Below are 16,959 nucleotides of genomic sequence, written 5' to 3'. Positions count from 1 at the left end.
TAGACCATCCGGCTAGACTTTCGCGCCGTGGGCCGAAGTGCCGCTTTCTTCGATCTGGACAAGACCGTCATCGCCAAGTCGAGCGCCCTGGCGTTTGGTCGGCCGTTCTACCGGGACGGGCTGATCACCCGGCGTGACGTGGTCAAGTCGGCGTACGCGCAGCTGATGTTCCGGCTGGGCGGCACCGACGAGCAGACCATGGCCCGAACACGGGACTACCTGGCCGCGCTCTGCAAAGGCTGGCAGGTGGAACAGGTCCGCCAGATCGTCGCGGAGACGCTCCACGAGCTGATCAACCCTTATGTGTACGCCGAGGCTGCCGCTCTGATCGAGGAGCACCAGGCGGCCGGGCGGGACGTGGTGCTGGTCTCCGCGTCCGGCGAGGAGATGGTCCGGCCGATCGGCGAGCTGCTCGGGGTGACCGACGTGATCGCCACCCGGATGGCGGTGCGGGACGGCCGGTACAGCGGCCAGGTCGAGTTCTACGCGGCCGGTCCGAGCAAGGTCGAGGCGGTCGGCGAGCTGGCCACCGCGCGCGGCTACGACCTGGCCGACTCGTACGCCTACTCCGACTCGTACAGCGATCGTCCGCTTCTGGAGTGCGTGGGTCACCCGAGCGTGGTCAACCCGGACCGGCAGCTGCGCAAGCTGGCCTCGGAGAACGCCTGGCCGGTGCTGGAGTTCCGGCATCCGATCCCGCTGGGTCGCCGGCTGCGGGAGCGGCCGGGGGTTCCGGTGGCCGCGGCAGCTCTGGGGGTCAGCGTGGGCGTCGCCATCGGCATCGCCTGGTACGGGCGGCACCGTCGCACCCGCTCCACCGCCACCGCCTGACACCCCGCCGCACCCCGCTCTCCGGCCGATCATGGACTTGTGGTGGGCGCCTTCGACGCTTTCGCGACTCTTGCAAGGCACCACAACTCCATGATCGACGCCCTGAGGGCGGGCGGTGCTCAAGCGGCGGCGAGGATCTCGTCGCCGATGGTGGTGAGCTGGTCGGCACCGACCTCGACGGCCGCCATGTAGTGCCGTAGCCAGGAGCGCAGCCCGTCCGGGGTGCCGGTGGCGAACGCGCCGGCCGAGCCGACGTACTCGGGCTCCCGTTCCCGGTGACCGACGTCGACGCCGAGCAGGCCGCGCGGGTCGAGGCCGCTGGCGAGCAGCACCAGCCGGGCGGCACCGCGCGCCACGACGCCGGACGGCCCGGCGAACGGACGCAGGTTCAACAACTCTCCGTGTACGACGGCGGCGAGCACCAGCGGGGAGACCTTCGTGCCGCCGGCCACCAGAGCGGCGAGCCCGTCGAGGCGGGCGGCGACCACCGGGTCGGGCACCGGTCGGCCCAGCTCGGCCTCCCCCACGATGTCGCGGGCGGCGAGGACGTGCAGCCGGGCGAGTGCCTGCCGGGGTGCCTTCGGCCAGAGTTCGCTCAGGCCGGGCAGCGCCCCGGCGACCCGCAGCGCCCCCTGGAGCACCGGGTCGGTGACGGTGCCGGCCCGGACCTCCTCACGCTCGTGGACGGCGCCTTCGAGCGCTGCGCTGGCCACCGCCGACCGAAGGCTGACCTCGGCCGCGACCTGGCCACCGTTGCGGCGCAGCGCGCGGTGCCCGAGCGCCTGGTCGAAGCGCTCACGGGCCCGGTCGACGGCAGCGGCGACGTCGGCGAGCGCGAGCAGCGGGGCGAGCGGGTCGGTGGTCATCTCGCCACGCTAGCGACCCGACCCGGCCCGGCGGGCCGCACCCACCCGCAACGCGACCCGGACCACCCGGCCGGCCCGCCGCCGGGCAAGGTCAACACGAGATCGGCGATATCGGGGTGTCCCACCGGTCCGGACACCCCGATATCGCCGAACCCGTGTCGATCAACGCCGGACGGGCCGAGCACAGCGCGGACGGGCAAGGCCCGCCGGCCCACCCGGGCGGGGGACGGGCGCGGCGGGACGGGCAGGGCCGGCCGTCGGGCGCGCGGCGGGGGCCGCTCGGCGCGACGGGGTGGGCAGCGGTCGCCGGCCGGGGACCCCGCGACTACCCTCGTGCCCAGCGAGACGCAGGTCACCCCGAGGACGAGGAGTCACGGCATGAGCGAGGTATTGGCCAATCTGCTGAACGAGACGCGCCAGTTCCCCCCGCCGGCCGAACTCGCCGCGCACGCCAACGTCACCGTCGACGCGTACGCCGAGGCGCAGGCCGACCGGCTCGCCTTCTGGGCGAAGCAGGCCGACCGGCTGGCCTGGTCGAAGAAGTGGGACGAGGTGCTCGACTGGTCGAACCCGCCGTTCGCGAAGTGGTTCGTCGGTGGGCAGCTCAACGTGGCGTACAACTGTCTGGACCGGCACGTGGAGGCGGGCCGGGGTGACAAGGTGGCGATCCACTGGGAGGGCGAGCCGGGCGACACCCGCACTCTCACGTACGCCGACCTGCACGAGCTGACCTGCCGGGCGGCGAACGCGCTCACCGACCTGGGGGTCACGGCGGGCGACCGGGTGGCGATCTACCTGCCGATGATCCCGGAGGCGGCGGTCGCGATGCTGGCCTGCGCCCGGATCGGCGCGGCGCACAGCGTGGTCTTCGGTGGGTTCTCCGCCGACTCGTTGAGCAACCGCATCCAGGACGCCAGCGCCAAGGTGGTGATCACCGCGGACGGTGGTTACCGGCGGGGCAAGCCGTCGGCGTTGAAGCCGACCGTGGACGAGGCGGTGGCGAGCTGCCCGTCGGTGGAACACGTGCTGGTGGTCCGCCGCACCGGTGAGGACGTGGCCTGGTCGGAGAAGGACCACTGGTGGCACGAGAAGGTCCAGACGGCGTCGGCCGAGCACACGGCGCAGCCGTTCGATGCCGAGCACCCGCTGTTCATTCTCTACACGAGCGGCACCACGGCCCGGCCGAAGGGCATCCTGCACACCACCGGCGGCTACCTCACGCAGGCGTCGTACACCACGCACGCGGTCTTCGACCTGAAGCCGGAGACGGACGTCTACTGGTGCACCGCCGACATCGGCTGGGTCACCGGGCACTCCTACATCGTGTACGGCCCGCTCTCCAACGGCGCCACGCAGGTCATGTACGAGGGCACCCCGGACACCCCGCACAAGGGCCGGTTCTGGGAGATCGTCGACCGGTACAAGGTCAGCATTCTCTACACCGCGCCCACCCTGATCCGGACGATGATGAAGTGGGGCGAGGACATCCCCGCCGGCTTCGACCTGTCGTCGCTGCGGCTCCTGGGCAGCGTCGGCGAGCCGATCAACCCCGAGGCGTGGATGTGGTACAGGCAGCACGTCGGCGGGGGTGAGCTGCCCATCGTGGACACCTGGTGGCAGACCGAGACGGGCGCCATCATGATCTCCCCGCTGCCGGGGGTGACGGCGGCGAAGCCGGGTTCGGCGATGACTCCGTTGCCGGGCATCGTCGCCGACGTGGTGGACGACCAGGGCCAGTCGGTGCCGAACGGCGGGGGCGGCTACCTGGTGCTGCGCGAGCCGTGGCCGTCGATGCTGCGCACCATCTGGGGTGACGACAACCGGTTCATCGAGACGTACTGGTCGCGGTTCGAGGGCATGTACTTCGCCGGCGACGGGGCGAAGAAGGACGACGACGGGCACATCTGGCTGCTCGGTCGGGTCGACGACGTGATGCTGGTGTCCGGGCACAACATCTCGACGACCGAGGTCGAGTCGGCGCTGGTGTCGCACCCGTCGGTGGCCGAGGCGGCGGTGGTGGGCGCGACCGACCCGACCACCGGCCAGGCGATCGTGGCGTTCGCCATCCCGCGGGGCAGCACGGACATCGTCGGCGAGGCGGGTGAGCAGCTCATCGCGGACCTGCGCAACCACGTGGCAAAGACGCTCGGCCCGATCGCCAAGCCGCGGCAGATCATGCTGGTGCCGGAGCTGCCGAAGACCCGTTCGGGCAAGATCATGCGTCGGTTGCTGCGGGACGTGGCCGAGAACCGGTCGCTCGGCGACGTGACCACGCTGCAGGACTCCTCGGTGATGGAGCTGATCTCCTCCGGGATGAGCGGCGCGAAGTCCGACGAGGACTGACGACAGGCGTACCCCATCGGTGGGTGACGGTCCGCACGGACCGTCACCCACCGTCATCTTTTGTGGAGGTACGACCACCGCGCGCCGCCGGCTGCGGTGGTTGGACGAATAACGCCTCCATCACGTTCCCGCCGTTCGGCGTGTTTCTCATTTAGTTTCACGGAGGTCGGCGGGCCTCGATGCGTCCCTGCGCGTCCGGAGTCGGCCGGCTTCCTCCGCCCATGCCCGAGAAACGGAGCGGCATGAACAGAAACTCCCATCCGGGGTCGCGTCGACGACTACTCGTCGCGCTGCCCGTCATCGCCCTCGCGGCCACCTCACTGACCGTGAGTGGAAGTGCGGCGGCGCAGCCGTCCATCACCCCCCGGGCGGTGATCGGGGCTGACGAGTACTACATCAACTACGCCGAGCCCGAGGTGCAGACGGACACCACCGGCCGTGAGGTCAAGGGCAAGGGTGGCGTCTACACCCCGGCCGTCGACGCCGCGCGTGCGTTCGACCAGAAGCACGCACGGGGCAACCCGGTGACCGCGCGCCAGCTCGCGCAGATCGAAGCCAAGTCGATCAAGACGGGTAAGAGCCCGCGGCAGATCAAGCAGTCGCCGACCACGCAGACGGCGAAGCTGCTGACGCTGCTTGTCGAGTTCAACGACAAGGCGAACGACGACTTCACGAACGTGATGGTCCCGAAGACGGTGTTCGAGGATCGGACCTGTGTCCCCGGCACCGTGCAGAACGGGCCGAAGCACAACACCATCCCGAACCCGGCGACGCTGCCGCACGAGGACAACAACTCGATGTGGGTGCCGGACTTCTCGCCGTCGCACTACGACAAGATGCTGTACAGCAAGAACGGCATCACCGAGCGGGTCCGCAAGGACCTGAAGGGCCCGGACGGCAAGAAGGGCATCGACCTCACCGGTCGCACGATGCACAACATGTACCTGGAGATGTCCAAGAACGCGTACACGGTCGCCGGGCAGGCCAGCCCGTGGATCACCGTGCCGCACTCCGAGGGCTGGTACGCGGCCAACCGCTGCACCCAGGACGAGAACGGCAACTGGGTCCCCGGCCGGGAGCAGTCGATGAACGGCCACCCGGACAACCCGGCTGGCGCGGGCAGGCTGGCGACCGACGCGATCGACGCGCTCGCCGCCAAGGACCCCAGCTTCCCGTGGGCCGAGTACGACAAGGAGGACCAGGCCGACCGCGACGGTGACGGCAACCTCTTCGAGCCGGACGGCGTGATCGACCACCTGGTGCTGGTGCACGCCGGCCAGGGCAAGTCGCGCGGCGGCGGTGACCAGGGCGTGTACGCCGTCTGGGCGCACTCCTCCTCGGTCCCGGGTGGCTACACCATCCCGGGCACCGGCCTGAAGGTGTCGAACTACATCGTGCAGCCGGAGGACGCCGGCGTCGGCGTCTTCGCCCACGAGTTCGGCCACGACCTCGGCCTGCCGGACCTCTACGACACCTCCGGCAACGCCGACTCCGACGTGGACTTCTGGGACCTGATGGCCTCGGGTTCGCACTCCGGTGAGATCTTCCAGGCGCTGCCCACGCACATGGGCATCTGGGACAAGTGGGTGCTCGGCTGGGCCGACCCGCTGACCATCCGCCCCGGCTCCAACCCGCGTGAGGTGAAGCTCGGGCAGACCTCGCGTACGCCGATCGACTCCGAGGACGGCATCAAGGTCGACCTGCCGGACAAGGTGACGGTCCTGGCCACGCCGCACAGCGGCACGAAGATGTGGCACAGCAACAACGACCAGAGCTGGGCCGACGTCAAGCTGAGCCGCTCGGTCGACGTGCCCAACGCCGCGGACGCCAAGTTCTGGATGTGGAACAACTACATCATCGAGGAGGACTGGGACTACGGCTTCGTCGAGCTCTCGACCGACGGCGGTACGACCTGGTCCGAGCAGAAGGTGTACGCCGAGGGCGGCACGGTGGTCACCACGCCGGACAACTACCCGGACCCGAACGGCCGGATGAACGACTTCGGCGGCAAGAAGTACGGCCTGACCGGCAGCACCGACGGCTGGCGCCACGACTACGTCGACCTGTCGGCGTACGCGGGCAAGACCGTCCAGGTGCGACTGCGTCTCGCCACCGATGAGGCGTTCGAGGAGCGCAACTGGTTCGTCGACGACTTCTCGGTCACCGGCGGCGGCGCCACCACCTGGAGCGACGACGTCGAGGGCGGCGCCAACGGCTGGACGGCCACCGGCGGCACGTTCGTGGACACCACCGGCGCGGGCTGGAAGGTCTCCGGCGGCACCGAGGTGCACGCGCAGTACTACCTGGCCGAGTGGCGCAACTTCGACGGCTTCGACAAGGGCCTAAAGTACGCCTACGACACCATCTACTCCCACGAGGCGTGGAAGGTCGACCGGATCTCCTACAACGCGCCGGGCATGCTGGTGTGGTACCGGGACAGCGCGCTCGGCGACGTCAACCACGTCACCGGGCAGATGACCGCGCTGCCCAGCTACGGCGCGAAGGGCGGGCTGCTCATCGTGGACTCGCACTTCGACCCGTACCGGCGCACCGGCACGGCGGCCGAGAAGGACCCGTCGGTGACGGACAACCTGCCCAGCCGGCCGCAGTCGTCCAACGCGGCCTTCACGCTCCAGAAGACGTACCCCTTCACGGAGTGCCTGGAGGCGGCGGGCGAGCCGTACAGCGCGTACTGCACGAAGTTCAAGGCGCAGGCGCCGGTGAAGAGCTTCACCGACGCCAAGGGCTGGTACCCGGGCATCGAGATGCGTAACGGGGCTCCGTACGCGCGGGACAACGACGCCTCCGTGGTGGTGCCGTCGCGCGGTGGAGCGCCGTACACCACCCGGGTGACCAACCCGGACGGCAGCCCGGCGCCGGAGTTCTACGGCGTGACGCTGGGCGGCGGCGTGATCGTGCTCGGCACCGGTAACCCGGGCGACGCGGGCGTGCAGAACGGCGTCTCGTTGACCATCCGTAAGACCGCGCGGGACAACTCGTCCGCGACCATCTTCGTCACCCCGGCGAAGAAGTAACGGTTTCGCGCAGCAACAACTGATGGTGGGGCCGGTGGCGGGAACGCTGCCGGCCCCACTGTCGTAACGGCTGATCTTATTGATCGAAATGCATCGCTGCGGACGTTGCCGACCAGTCCACCCTGATTCGCGTGCTGATGAACCGCAGGGGTGTGACGGTGAAAAGCGTTCCCAACAAAATCTTGCAACAAATCGACGCGCACATCTTCCCACCCGTCCCGGCAGTGTCTATGTTCACCATTGGTCCCACTAGTGGGATCGATCTATCACCGGCCCGTACCCCCGTTGGGCCGGTTCCCTCACACCGGAGGTACCACGTGCGCAAAGTCGCAGTGGGTCTGCTCGGGCTCTCACTGACGGCGACGGGGCTGGCGTTCGGACCGTCCGCCAGTGCCGCGCCGCAGCCGAAGTTGCCGACGGCCGCTCCGTCGGTCGCCGAGCCCGCCCTTGCCGACCACGACCTGCCGAACCCGCTGGAGGACAAGCGGCGAGCGCTGCGCCAGGAGGGCCTCAGCGAGGTCCTGTCCGGCAAGGCCAAGGCAGAGAAGATCAACGGCAGCACCGTCGTCAAGGTCGGTAAGACCCAGGCCGACGGGGCCGCCGCCCGCACCACCGGGGCGGGCACGGCCCAGACGGAAGACCAGTACGTCGAGCTCTCCCGTCAGCGGACCGACAAGATCTTCGTGATCCTCGCCGAGTTCGGCAACGAGCGGCACCCGGACTTCCCGGACAAGAACATCGACCCCAACACCGCGGGGCCGACCAAGTTCACCGGTCCGCTGCACAACGAGATCCCGGCGCCCAACCGGGCGGTGGACAACTCCACCGTCTGGCAGCCGGACTACAACGCCGACCACTACCGGCAGCTCTACTTCGGCACCAACCCCGGTGACGAGTCGCTGAAGCAGTACTACGAGGCCCAGTCCTCGGGTCGCTACAGCGTCGAGGGCGAGGTCACCGACTGGGTCAAGGTCAAGTACAACGAGGCCCGCTACGGTCGTTCCGACGACCCGAAGGCCGACGACGACCCGACCGGTGACCCGAACGTCTGCGACAGCAACGTCTGCAGCAACACCTGGGACCTGGTCCGCGACGCCGCCAACCAGTGGGTCATCGACCAGAAGGCCGCCGGTCGCACCGACGCGCAGATCGCCGCCGATGTCAAGTCGATGGACCAGTACGACCGGTACGACTTCGACGGTGACGGCAACTTCAACGAGTCGGACGGCTACATCGACCACTTCCAGATCGTCCACTCCGGCGGCGACCAGGCCGACGGTGACCCGATCCAGGGTGAGGACGCCATCTGGAGCCACCGCTGGTACGCGTACGCCTCGGACCAGGGCAACACCGGCCCGGCGAACTTCCCGGCCGGCGGCACCCAGATCGGCAACACCGGCGTCTGGATCGGCGACTACACCATCCAGCCGGAGAACGGTGGCCGGAGCGTCTTCTACCACGAGTACGGCCACGACCTCGGTCTGCCGGACGACTACAACGTGGTCAGTGGTGGCGACAACAACAACGAGCACTGGACCCTGATGGCCCAGAGCCGGCTCGGCGCCAAGAACGACGGCGGCATCGGCGAGCGCGGTGGCGACCTCGGCGCGTGGAACAAGCTCCAGCTCGGCTGGCTCGACCACGACACGCTCGGGCCGAACGAGAAGCGCACCGTAAAGCTCGGCCCGCAGGAGTACAACTCGCCGGAGGCGCAGGCCGCGGTGGTCAACCTGCCGCCGCGTGAGTACACCTTCTCGAACGGCGCACCGTTCGAGGGCAGCAAGCAGTTCTTCACGGGCAACGAGGACGACCTGAACAGCACGATGACCCGGACGCTGGACCTCACCGGGAAGTCGACGGCCGCCCTGGCCATGAAGGGCCGCTACAACATCGAGAGCGGGTTCGACTACCTGTTCTTCGAGGCCTCGGTCGACGGTGGCAAGACCTGGGCGACCCTGCCCGGCACCGTCAACGGCAACCCGCTGAAGGAGATCTCCCCCGGGCGCTTCGCCCTGGACGGCTCCAGCAACGGCAAGTGGGTTGACGTCAACATCCCGATGAACTCCGTAGCGGGCAAGGTCGTGCAGTTCCGGCTGCGCTACCAGACCGACGGCGGGCTGTCAAAGGGCGGCTTCTACGGTGACGCGATCACCGTGACCGCTGACGGTCAGACCGTGTTCACCGACGGCGCCGAGAACGGTGCCAACGGCTGGACGTTCGCGGGGAAGTTCGAGATCGCCGCGGCCACCTACACCAAGAAGTTCGCGAACTACTACATCGCCGGTACCCGGTCGTACACCTCGTACGACAAGTACCTCAAGACCGGCCCGTACTACTTCGGCTACGCGAACACCCGCCCGGACTACGTGGACCACTACGCGTACCAGGAGGGTCTGCTGATCTCCTACTGGAACCTGCGCTGGGCGGACAACGACACGTTCGCTCACCCGGGTGAGGGTCGGAACATGATCATCGACGCGCACCCGCGGCCGCTCTACAACCTGACCGGTGCCCCCTGGCGGGCCCGCGTCCAGGTCTACGACGCGCCGTTCAGCCTGAAGAAGGCCGACTCGTTCACGCTGCACATCGACAGCCAGCCCCAGTACGTCCGGGGCCAGGCCGCGCAGCCTCTGTTCGACGACACCCAGCAGTACTGGTACCCGGAGCTGCCGAACCACGGCGTCAAGCTCCCGGCGACCGGCCGGAAGATCAAGGTTCTGTCGCAGGACGGCATCTACACCAACGTCCGCTTCTTCTGATCCTCGGATCAGGCGACACCCGCACCACGGCGATGCCCGGGCAGGTCACCTGCCCGGGCATCGCCCGTTCCGGGAACCCCGGTCGCGCCCCGCGCGTCCGATCACCCGTGCACCCGCGAACCCGCACCACCCTGACCGGCGCCGGTCTGACTGTCCTGCTGGCGCTCACCGGCTGCGCCGGGACGCGGAACGAAGGAGACGGCGTGTCCTCCGAGCAGAGCCCCTCCGACGCTCCCTCGACCGGCACACCGCCGTCCGCCGCCGCGCCGACCGGGCCCACCGATCCGACGCCGTCGTCCCCCTCCGGCCGCCCGTCGCGTTCGCGCGTCCCGCTGCCCACCCTGCGCCCGCCGACCGGGCCGCCGCGCACGCCGACCGACGCCCGCAAGGCCAACGTGCTGGCCGGACGGATCAACCGGGGCGGCGACGGCCCCTGCTACGGCCTGGTCACCGACGACGGCCGGCAGTACGCGCTGCACGGCACCGGCAAGGGCACCTTCGCCGTCGGCACGACCGTCCTGGTGACCATCGGCCCGGCCGACCCGACCGCCGACTGCGGCCCGGGCACCCCGGCCAGCATCGTCGACATCAGCCCGGTCGGCTGACCGTTGCCGACGCTCCCGGGCAGGCAGAACGGCTGCCTGCCGACGGGGTCCTAGGCTGTCAACCATGACCGACCAGCGCGGCGGAGCCGTCGACGAGTCCTGCGTCCTCACCGAGGGGCCGTGGACGCACCGTTTCGTCGGCGCCAACGGCACCCGGTTCCACGTGGTCGAGGCCGGCACCGGGCCGATGGTGCTCTTCCTGCACGGCTTCCCCGAGCACTGGTGGGCCTGGCACCAGATGCTCCCGGCGGTCGCCGACGCCGGCTTCCGCGCGGTCGCCGTGGACCTGCGCGGTTACGGCGCCAGCGACAAACCACCCCGGGGGTACGACGGCTACACCCTCGCCGCCGACATCGCCGGCCTGATCCGTGCCCTCGGTGAACGGTCGGCGACGCTTGTCGGCAGCGGCGTCGGAGGCATGGTGGCCTGGACGGTGGCGTCGTTCCACCCGTCGCTGGTCCGGCGGTTGGTGGTCCTGGGTGCACCCCACCCGCTGCGGTTGCGCGCCGCCATCTTCGCCGACCCACGCGGGCAGTTCGCCGCCTCCACCCCGGCGTTGAAGTTCCAGCTCCCCCGCTACGAGCACGTGCTCACCAAGGACGGCGGGGCGGCCGTCGGGGAGATCCTGCGCCGCTGGGCCGGGCCGCGCTGGGTCGCCAGCGGCGACTTCGAGGCGTACGCCGAGCGGTGCCGGGAGGCGATGCGCATCCCGCAGGCCGCCTTCTGCGCGCTGGAAGGCTACCGCTGGGCCTTCCGTTCGGTGCTGCGGCTGCACGGCTACCGGTTCGTCCGCCTCATGCAGAAGCCGCTGGTCACCCCGACCCTTCAACTGCACGGCGCACGGGACGTCGCCGCCCTGCCACGAACCGCCCTGGGGTCCGGCCGGTACGTCGTGGCGCCGTACGAGTGGCGCCTGCTCGACGGGGTGGGGCACTTCCCCCACCTGGAAGCCCCCGAGCTGGTGCTCGGCGAGATCCTGCGGTGGGCCAAGTCCTGATCGGTCAGACCCGCTGCTCGCGCAGGTCGGTGACCTCGGCGGCCGGCGCCCAGCCCTGGTAGACGCCGAAGTCGAAGACCTCCAGCCGCATCGCCTCGGCCACCGGCCAACGACCGCCGGTGTACTCCACCCGCAGCCAGGCGTCGTGTTTTCCAAGCACGATGAACGGCTGCCCCTGCCACGTGCAGGTGGTCCGCACGTACGCCAGGTCCTCGATCTCGCTCGCCGGCAGCACCCGCACGTACCGGCCCGGACGGACCTCCTCGAAGCCCTCACCCGGCTCCGGCTGGTAGAGCCGGATGTCGTCGCCGTCCGGGCTCGCCTGGTACTCCCGGCCCCGCCAGCGGGCCACGTAGCCGTCGCGCATCACTCCTCCGGAACCCGTCGCCAGACCACCGCGTCCGTGTCGAGCACCGCGATCACCCGCTCGGTGCCGTCCCCGCCGATGCGCCAGAGCTGCGCGCCGTGCGGGAGGCGGGCGCTGTCCACCTTGAACTCCGCCACCACGTCGCTGCTCTCACCCGGGGCGAAGCCGTTGCCCCGGAACGGCGGGCGCTCGATGACCCAGCCCTCCATGGCCCGCATCGCCGGCTCGTTCTGGCCGCCGTACGGGATCCGGTAGAGGCTGGGCCGGTGCGCCGGCCAGCGCAGCACGTAGATCTCCTCGGCGTCCCGTACGAACGGTGACCCCGGGTAGCTCAGGCCCAGCGCGTCATGCAGCTCGGCCGGCGTGGTCAGGTGGGCCAACTCGCCGGCCCGGTGCACAAAGCCGGAGACCCGGTCGTACCCCCGCTCCAGGTAGTACGCGAGCTGACTGGGCGCGATCGCCTTCTGCATCACGGTCGGTCGGGCTGGGTCGACCGCCGCGGGAGCGTACCGGGGACGGACGGCGGGCTCCGCCACGGCCGGCGCCTCCTCGGCGTCGACCTCCAGGTCGTCACCGAGCCCGACCTCGGCGGCCCAGTTGGCGAGGGCGACGATCTGCTCGCCGGGCAGCTTCGCGCCGACCGGCGTGCCCGGGTTGACGGCGAACGACCAGTCCTCGTCGGGCCAGCGCCGGATCAGTTGGGCGAACTTCACCCGGACCGTGTCGACGTCACCCTCGACGTGGTCGGCGAGGCGCTCCGGGGACGTGTAGACCACCACGTACGTCTCGCCGTCGAGCTGCGCGGTACGCCAGACGAAGCCCGGGTCGCCGGGACGGCTGCCGCGCACCGAGTCCGCCGCCGCCGGGAGCAGGACCCGGGCCAACAGCAGGGTGGACAGGAACGTGTCCGTACTGCCGGCACCCGCCGCGCCGAGCAGGTCCTCCTCGACCGTGTTGGCCGGCTCGAATTGCACCGACGCCGGCTCGTCGACCAACGCACGCTGGTCGTCCACGACCGGGCGTTCGTCGTCGGTGTCGGGGCGTACCGCCTCCGGCTCGTAGCCCACCGGGGACCGGGGCGAGGACCAACCGGCGGCCACGCCAGCCGAGCCGCCAGCGCCGCCCAGGCCGCCACCGCCCAGGCCGCCGCCGCTCAGGTCTGCGCTGCTCAGGTCGGGGCCGGCAGAATCGAGCGGGCCCGTGCCGGTGCCGTCCGTGCCGAACAGGCGCGCGGCGGTCTCGGTGGAATCGGGCCGGCCCGTGCCGGTGTCGGCGGGTTCGAACGAGACCGGGCCGGACGACGCGGGCTCGAACGACGAGGGAACGCCGAACGGATCCGGGGCCGCAGCGGAGGGCCCGGGAACGAAGGGGCCGGGCATCGAGGCGCCGGGGACAGCGGGGTCGGGCACGGACGGGCCGGGCACGGACGGGCCGGACGCGGCCGGGCCGGACGCGGCCGGGCCGGACGCGGCCGGGCCGAACGTCGGCGGGGCGGCGGTGGTCGGGCCGGGTCGCCGTGCCGCGTCGAAGGCAGGAGCGCCCTCGGTCGGGTCGAGGAGATCCCGGGACTCGATGATGGTGCCCTCGATGACGATGGGCGTGAAGCCGCGACGCGGGGCGGGTGGGCCGGAGACCGGCTCCGCGACCGACGGCGGCAGTTCCTCCACCGGCTCGAAGCGCTGCCGGTCCCCGGATCGGCCACGCGGGATCGCCTGGGTCTCGTCCGCCGTGGGAACGGGCCCTCCGACGCGGGTCGGTGAGGGCTCACCCGCGGCTGGACCGGGCACCCGGAACGCACGGGTGGGTTCCTCGGCCAACGGGTTGGGCCGTCGCGGTGGCAGAGGCTGGGTGGTCTCGTCGTCGGTCGCGGGCGCTCGTACCACCCGGGACGCGCCCAGGTCGCCGGCCGGTGGCCGCAGCGGTCGGGTGGCGTCCGGTGTCGGCATCGGGAAGGCCGGGGCCGCGTTGTCGCCGCCCGGCGTGTCTGCGGGACGGCGGCGCGGGAAGGGCTGGCTGCCCCGCCCGAACCGGGACGGCGGCACCGCGCGGTCGCCCGACCGACCATCGCCGGAGACAGGGCCGGACGCTCGACCGGACGTCGGCTCGAAGAAGGAACGCCGACCACCCTGGCTGTTGCCGTCACCGGCGGCCGGGCCGTCGCCGTCGGTGGCCGGAGGGCTCGCGGACGGTCGGCCGGCGCGCGGACCCGGCTGGTCGGCCGGGGCGCGGTCGGTGGAGGCCAGCGGCACGTACCGGGATGCGCCGGTACGGCCAACGCCCGGCACGGGGCCGACGCCGGGGCGGGCCGGTCGGGGCGGGACGGTCGGCTGCCGCTGACCGGCGGCGGGCAGGTCCTCCGAGCCGGACCGGCGCGACAGCTCACCCGGACCGGGCGCCCGGCCCGGGGTGCCCGACGCCGGGGGTGTGCCCACCGGCGGCACCGCGTTCCTCGGCGCGGGTCGTCCGGACGGCGTCGGGTCCGACGCGGGCGGCACGAACCCGGTGGAGGGCGAGGCGTCCCGGCCGGTCGTACCGGCTCTCGACCGGGCCAGCGTCTCGGCCCGCTCCAGCCGCGCGCGGGCGCCCATGGCGCGGCCCGGCAGCCGGACGTCACCACGGGAGAGCTGGGACACGAACCAGGCGGGCAGGTAGCCCTCGACCGGCAACCCGGGGTTGACCGCGAGCCACCACTCGTGGTTGGGCCAACCGAGGGCGAGGTCGGTGAACGGCACGCGCCGGTTGGTGCCGCCGTGCTCACCGAGGCAGGCCCGCAGCGCCGCAGCGGAGGTGAAGGCCAGCACGTGGGTCCGGCCACCGGTGGTCCAGGTGCCCCAGCCGGCGGACGCCTGACCGGACGGCGCCGGCGTGGAGACCGGCAACAGCAGATCGGTGCGGGACAGGAGGCGGAAGTAGAGCTCCTGGTCGTTGGCGCGCAGCGCGTCCCACATCGCCACCTCGGCCTCCGTGGCCGGCTCCCATTCGGTCACGGCCACCTCTCCTTCCGAGAACAGGCCACAGGTATCGCGTACAACCTACAAGGTGGTATCAAGATCACAATGGCTGGCCGGCGGCGGTCCGCCGGGGCGGCGTCGAGGCGATAACATCCCGTTCCGGAGCCGACACGATACGGAGGCTGTCGATGTCCCGGTCGATCGCGCACCCCGTCCTGGCAGGTCTGGCCGCTGCTCTGCTGACCGCCGCGACCGGTCCGGCCGTCGCCGCCAGCGCCGGGCTCCGGTTGGCCCCGGCCTGCGCGACCCCACTGGCGCCCGTCCGGCCGGTCGAGGCCACACCCTGGCCCCAGCAGCGGTACGACCCCGCGCGGCTCGCGCCGCTGACCACCGGCGCCGGGGTGACGGTCGCGGTCGTCGACTCCGGAGTCGACCGGGCGCACCCCCAGTTGACCGGACGGGTGCTGGCCGGCACCGACCTGCTCGACCCGGGTGGGGACGGCAGCCGGGACTGCGCCGGGCACGGCACCGGCGTGGCGAGCATCATCGCGGCGGCGCCCCGGCCCGGTGTCGCCTTCCACGGCCTGGCCCCGGCCGCCCGGATCCTGCCGGTACGGGTGAGTGAGCAGCAGGTGGTGCAGGGCCGGGAGTCGGGGCGCACGGTCAGCGCCGACGAGTTCGCCCGCGCCATCCGCTGGGCCGTCGACCACGACGCCGACGTGGTGAACCTCTCCGTGGTGCTGTACGCCGACGACCCGGAGGTCCGCTCCGCCGTGCGGTACGCCGTCGAGCGGGACGTGGTGCTGGTGGCCGCAGTGGGCAACCTGCACGACAGCGGCGACCCGCGCCCGTTCCCTGCCGCGTACGACGGGGTGCTCGGGGTGGGCGCGATCGGGGCGGACGGGGCACGGGCGACCTTCTCCCAGACCGGCTCGTACGTCGATCTGGTCGCCCCGGGTAGCGCGGTGCTGGTCGCCGCGCCCGCGCAGGGCCACCAGCAGGTCGAGGGCACCAGTTACGCGGTGCCGTTCGTGGCCGCCACGGCGGCGCTGCTGCGCGCGTACCGTCCCGAGTTGACCGCCGCCGAGGTGGTGCGGCGGATCGTCGCCACGGTCGATCCGGCGCCCGGCCCGGGACACGGCGGCGGGTACGGCGCCGGCGTGCTGAACCCCTACCGCGCGGTCACCGAGACCGGCGACGGCCGTACGACCGCTCCTCGGCCGGTTGCCGCACTCGCCGACGACCGGCCCGACCCGGCGGTGCTCGCCCGCCAGGCCCGCCGCGCGACCGCCCGGGACCGGGCTCTGGTGGCCGGCGCGGCGATCGGCCTGACGGCGGTCGCCGTGGTGTTGCTCGCCCTCGTGCTGCCCCGCGGCGCGCGCCGGCGCTGGCGACCTGCCGAGCCAACCTGACCCGGCCCGGTTCTGGTCCGCCTCGGCGGGCTTCGACCCCGGTGCCCCGCGTGCGGGATGTCGCCTCGATCGGCCAGCACGCGGGCGCCCCTCGTCGGAGGGTGGCCGGGGCGCCGACGCGGGCACGGTCAGCGCTCCCGGCCCACCGGCGTCACTGGAACAGCCCGGTGTTCTTCTTCTCCGTGTCCAGATAGTCGGCCGCGGAATCGTCCACCGCCACCTTGATGGCGCGCAGCATCGCCTGCAGGTCCTGCGAGGCGGACCGCCACCGCGCCTGGCGCTGCTCGTACGCCTGTCGGGCGTCACCCGCCCAGGCCGACACCAGCGGCGCGGCGTCGCGTTCGAGCTGGCCGAGCTGCGAGTCGAGCGTGTTCAGCGCCCGTTGAATGTCCGCGCCGGCCTGTTGCAGCGCGGCGAAGTTGACGACCAGCACACCGTGGTCCATCGGAACTCCCCTTCCGGCAGGTCAGAGCGGCAGCTGGATGCCGCCGCGGTTGGTGCCGGCCACCCGGCTGGCCGCCTCGTCGTCCGAGACGTCGTACTGTCGGCCGGCGGTGCGGATGGCCCCGGCGGTCTCCCGCAGGGCCCGGTGCAACGCGGCCTGATCCTCTGACCACTGCCGCTTGACCTGCTCGAACGACCGCCCACCGGCACCGCGCCAGGCCTGCTGCAACACCTCCAGCTCGGCCAGCAGGCCGGTCAGCATGGACTGCAACGACTGGTCCACCTGCTCGAACTTCGCGGCGGTCTGCCGCATCACCGCCGCTTCTGCCTGGGTCTGGGACACCCGAAC

The 16,959-nt window shown here is 71.5% G+C and carries 12 protein-coding genes; 7 read left to right on the top strand and 5 right to left on the bottom strand.

The genetic code is table 11. From position 1 onward, the window contains the following. Positions 1 to 27: 27 nt before the first annotated feature. A complete protein-coding gene (locus ABZT87_RS07690) occupies positions 28 to 831 on the top strand; it encodes an HAD-IB family hydrolase (protein WP_355134292.1) in 804 nt (267 codons plus the stop codon). 119 nt (positions 832 to 950) lie between these two features. On the opposite strand, the gene ABZT87_RS07685 is transcribed toward ABZT87_RS07690, so the two are convergent. Continuing rightward, complete coding sequence (locus ABZT87_RS07685) at positions 951 to 1,697, bottom strand: oxidoreductase (protein ID WP_355065375.1); 747 nt, start codon at positions 1,695 to 1,697, stop codon at positions 951 to 953. 378 nt (positions 1,698 to 2,075) lie between these two features. Between ABZT87_RS07685 and acs the strand changes: the two genes are divergently transcribed. The 5 genes from acs to ABZT87_RS07660 all read left to right on the top strand — a co-directional run bounded on the left by acs (position 2,076) and on the right by ABZT87_RS07660 (position 11,436). Continuing rightward, positions 2,076 to 4,040, top strand: coding sequence for an acetate--CoA ligase (acs, locus tag ABZT87_RS07680; protein WP_355134290.1), 1,965 nt, complete (start codon positions 2,076 to 2,078; stop codon positions 4,038 to 4,040). Between the two features lie 242 nt (positions 4,041 to 4,282). Beyond that, positions 4,283 to 7,075: an immune inhibitor A domain-containing protein gene (locus tag ABZT87_RS07675; protein WP_355134288.1), complete on the top strand. Its 2,793-nt coding sequence runs from the start codon at positions 4,283 to 4,285 to the stop codon at positions 7,073 to 7,075. A 332-nt stretch (positions 7,076 to 7,407) separates the two neighbouring features. Further along, the gene (locus ABZT87_RS07670) at positions 7,408 to 9,834 is read left to right on the top strand and encodes an immune inhibitor A domain-containing protein (RefSeq protein ID WP_355065553.1); all 2,427 of its coding nucleotides are present in this window, start codon (positions 7,408 to 7,410) and stop codon (positions 9,832 to 9,834) included. Positions 9,835 to 10,037: 203 nt separating this feature from the next. After that, the gene (locus ABZT87_RS07665; protein ID WP_355134286.1) at positions 10,038 to 10,439 is read left to right on the top strand and encodes a hypothetical protein; all 402 of its coding nucleotides are present in this window, start codon (positions 10,038 to 10,040) and stop codon (positions 10,437 to 10,439) included. A gap of 64 nt (positions 10,440 to 10,503) precedes the next feature. Beyond that, positions 10,504 to 11,436, top strand: a complete 933-nt coding sequence (locus tag ABZT87_RS07660) for an alpha/beta hydrolase (RefSeq protein WP_355134284.1) — start codon at positions 10,504 to 10,506, stop codon at positions 11,434 to 11,436. A gap of 4 nt (positions 11,437 to 11,440) precedes the next feature. Here ABZT87_RS07660 and ABZT87_RS07655 read toward each other — a convergent pair whose 3' ends face one another. Then, positions 11,441 to 11,806, bottom strand: a complete 366-nt coding sequence (locus ABZT87_RS07655; RefSeq protein WP_354860421.1) for a hypothetical protein — start codon at positions 11,804 to 11,806, stop codon at positions 11,441 to 11,443. Beyond that, entirely contained in the window at positions 11,803 to 14,790 is a 2,988-nt protein-coding gene (locus ABZT87_RS07650; protein WP_355134282.1) for an SseB family protein, read from the bottom strand. The genes ABZT87_RS07655 and ABZT87_RS07650 overlap by 4 nt, the downstream gene beginning before the upstream one ends. Before the next feature lie 152 nt (positions 14,791 to 14,942). Between ABZT87_RS07650 and mycP the strand changes: the two genes are divergently transcribed. Then, complete coding sequence (gene mycP / locus ABZT87_RS07645) at positions 14,943 to 16,166, top strand: type VII secretion-associated serine protease mycosin (protein ID WP_355134280.1); 1,224 nt, start codon at positions 14,943 to 14,945, stop codon at positions 16,164 to 16,166. A gap of 151 nt (positions 16,167 to 16,317) precedes the next feature. On the opposite strand, the gene ABZT87_RS07640 is transcribed toward mycP, so the two are convergent. Together ABZT87_RS07640 and ABZT87_RS07635 are read right to left on the bottom strand one after the other, a co-directional pair. Beyond that, positions 16,318 to 16,611 (bottom strand): WXG100 family type VII secretion target, encoded by a 294-nt coding sequence (locus ABZT87_RS07640; RefSeq protein ID WP_354860426.1) that lies wholly within the window; start codon positions 16,609 to 16,611, stop codon positions 16,318 to 16,320. A 21-nt stretch (positions 16,612 to 16,632) separates the two neighbouring features. Continuing rightward, positions 16,633 to 16,953, bottom strand: a complete 321-nt coding sequence (locus ABZT87_RS07635) for a WXG100 family type VII secretion target (RefSeq protein ID WP_354860428.1) — start codon at positions 16,951 to 16,953, stop codon at positions 16,633 to 16,635. Positions 16,954 to 16,959: the final 6 nt, after the last annotated feature.

Origin of the sequence: Micromonospora sp. NPDC005237 (assembly GCF_040607775.1) — a bacterium.
Taxonomy (GTDB): Bacteria; Actinomycetota; Actinomycetes; order Mycobacteriales; family Micromonosporaceae; genus Micromonospora.
The sequence above is the reverse complement of the archived record's forward strand: the minus strand, read 5'-3'. Positions and strand labels throughout refer to the sequence as shown.

Coding starts and splice junctions, on each gene's coding strand:
- ABZT87_RS07685 (WP_355065375.1), bottom strand. CDS start 1,697: ATGACCACCGACCCGCTCGCCCCGCTGCTCGCGCTCGCCGACGTCGCC.
- acs (WP_355134290.1), top strand. CDS start 2,076: ATGAGCGAGGTATTGGCCAATCTGCTGAACGAGACGCGCCAGTTCCCC.
- ABZT87_RS07675 (WP_355134288.1), top strand. CDS start 4,283: ATGAACAGAAACTCCCATCCGGGGTCGCGTCGACGACTACTCGTCGCG.
- ABZT87_RS07660 (WP_355134284.1), top strand. CDS start 10,504: ATGACCGACCAGCGCGGCGGAGCCGTCGACGAGTCCTGCGTCCTCACC.
- mycP (WP_355134280.1), top strand. CDS start 14,943: ATGTCCCGGTCGATCGCGCACCCCGTCCTGGCAGGTCTGGCCGCTGCT.
- ABZT87_RS07640 (WP_354860426.1), bottom strand. CDS start 16,611: ATGGACCACGGTGTGCTGGTCGTCAACTTCGCCGCGCTGCAACAGGCC.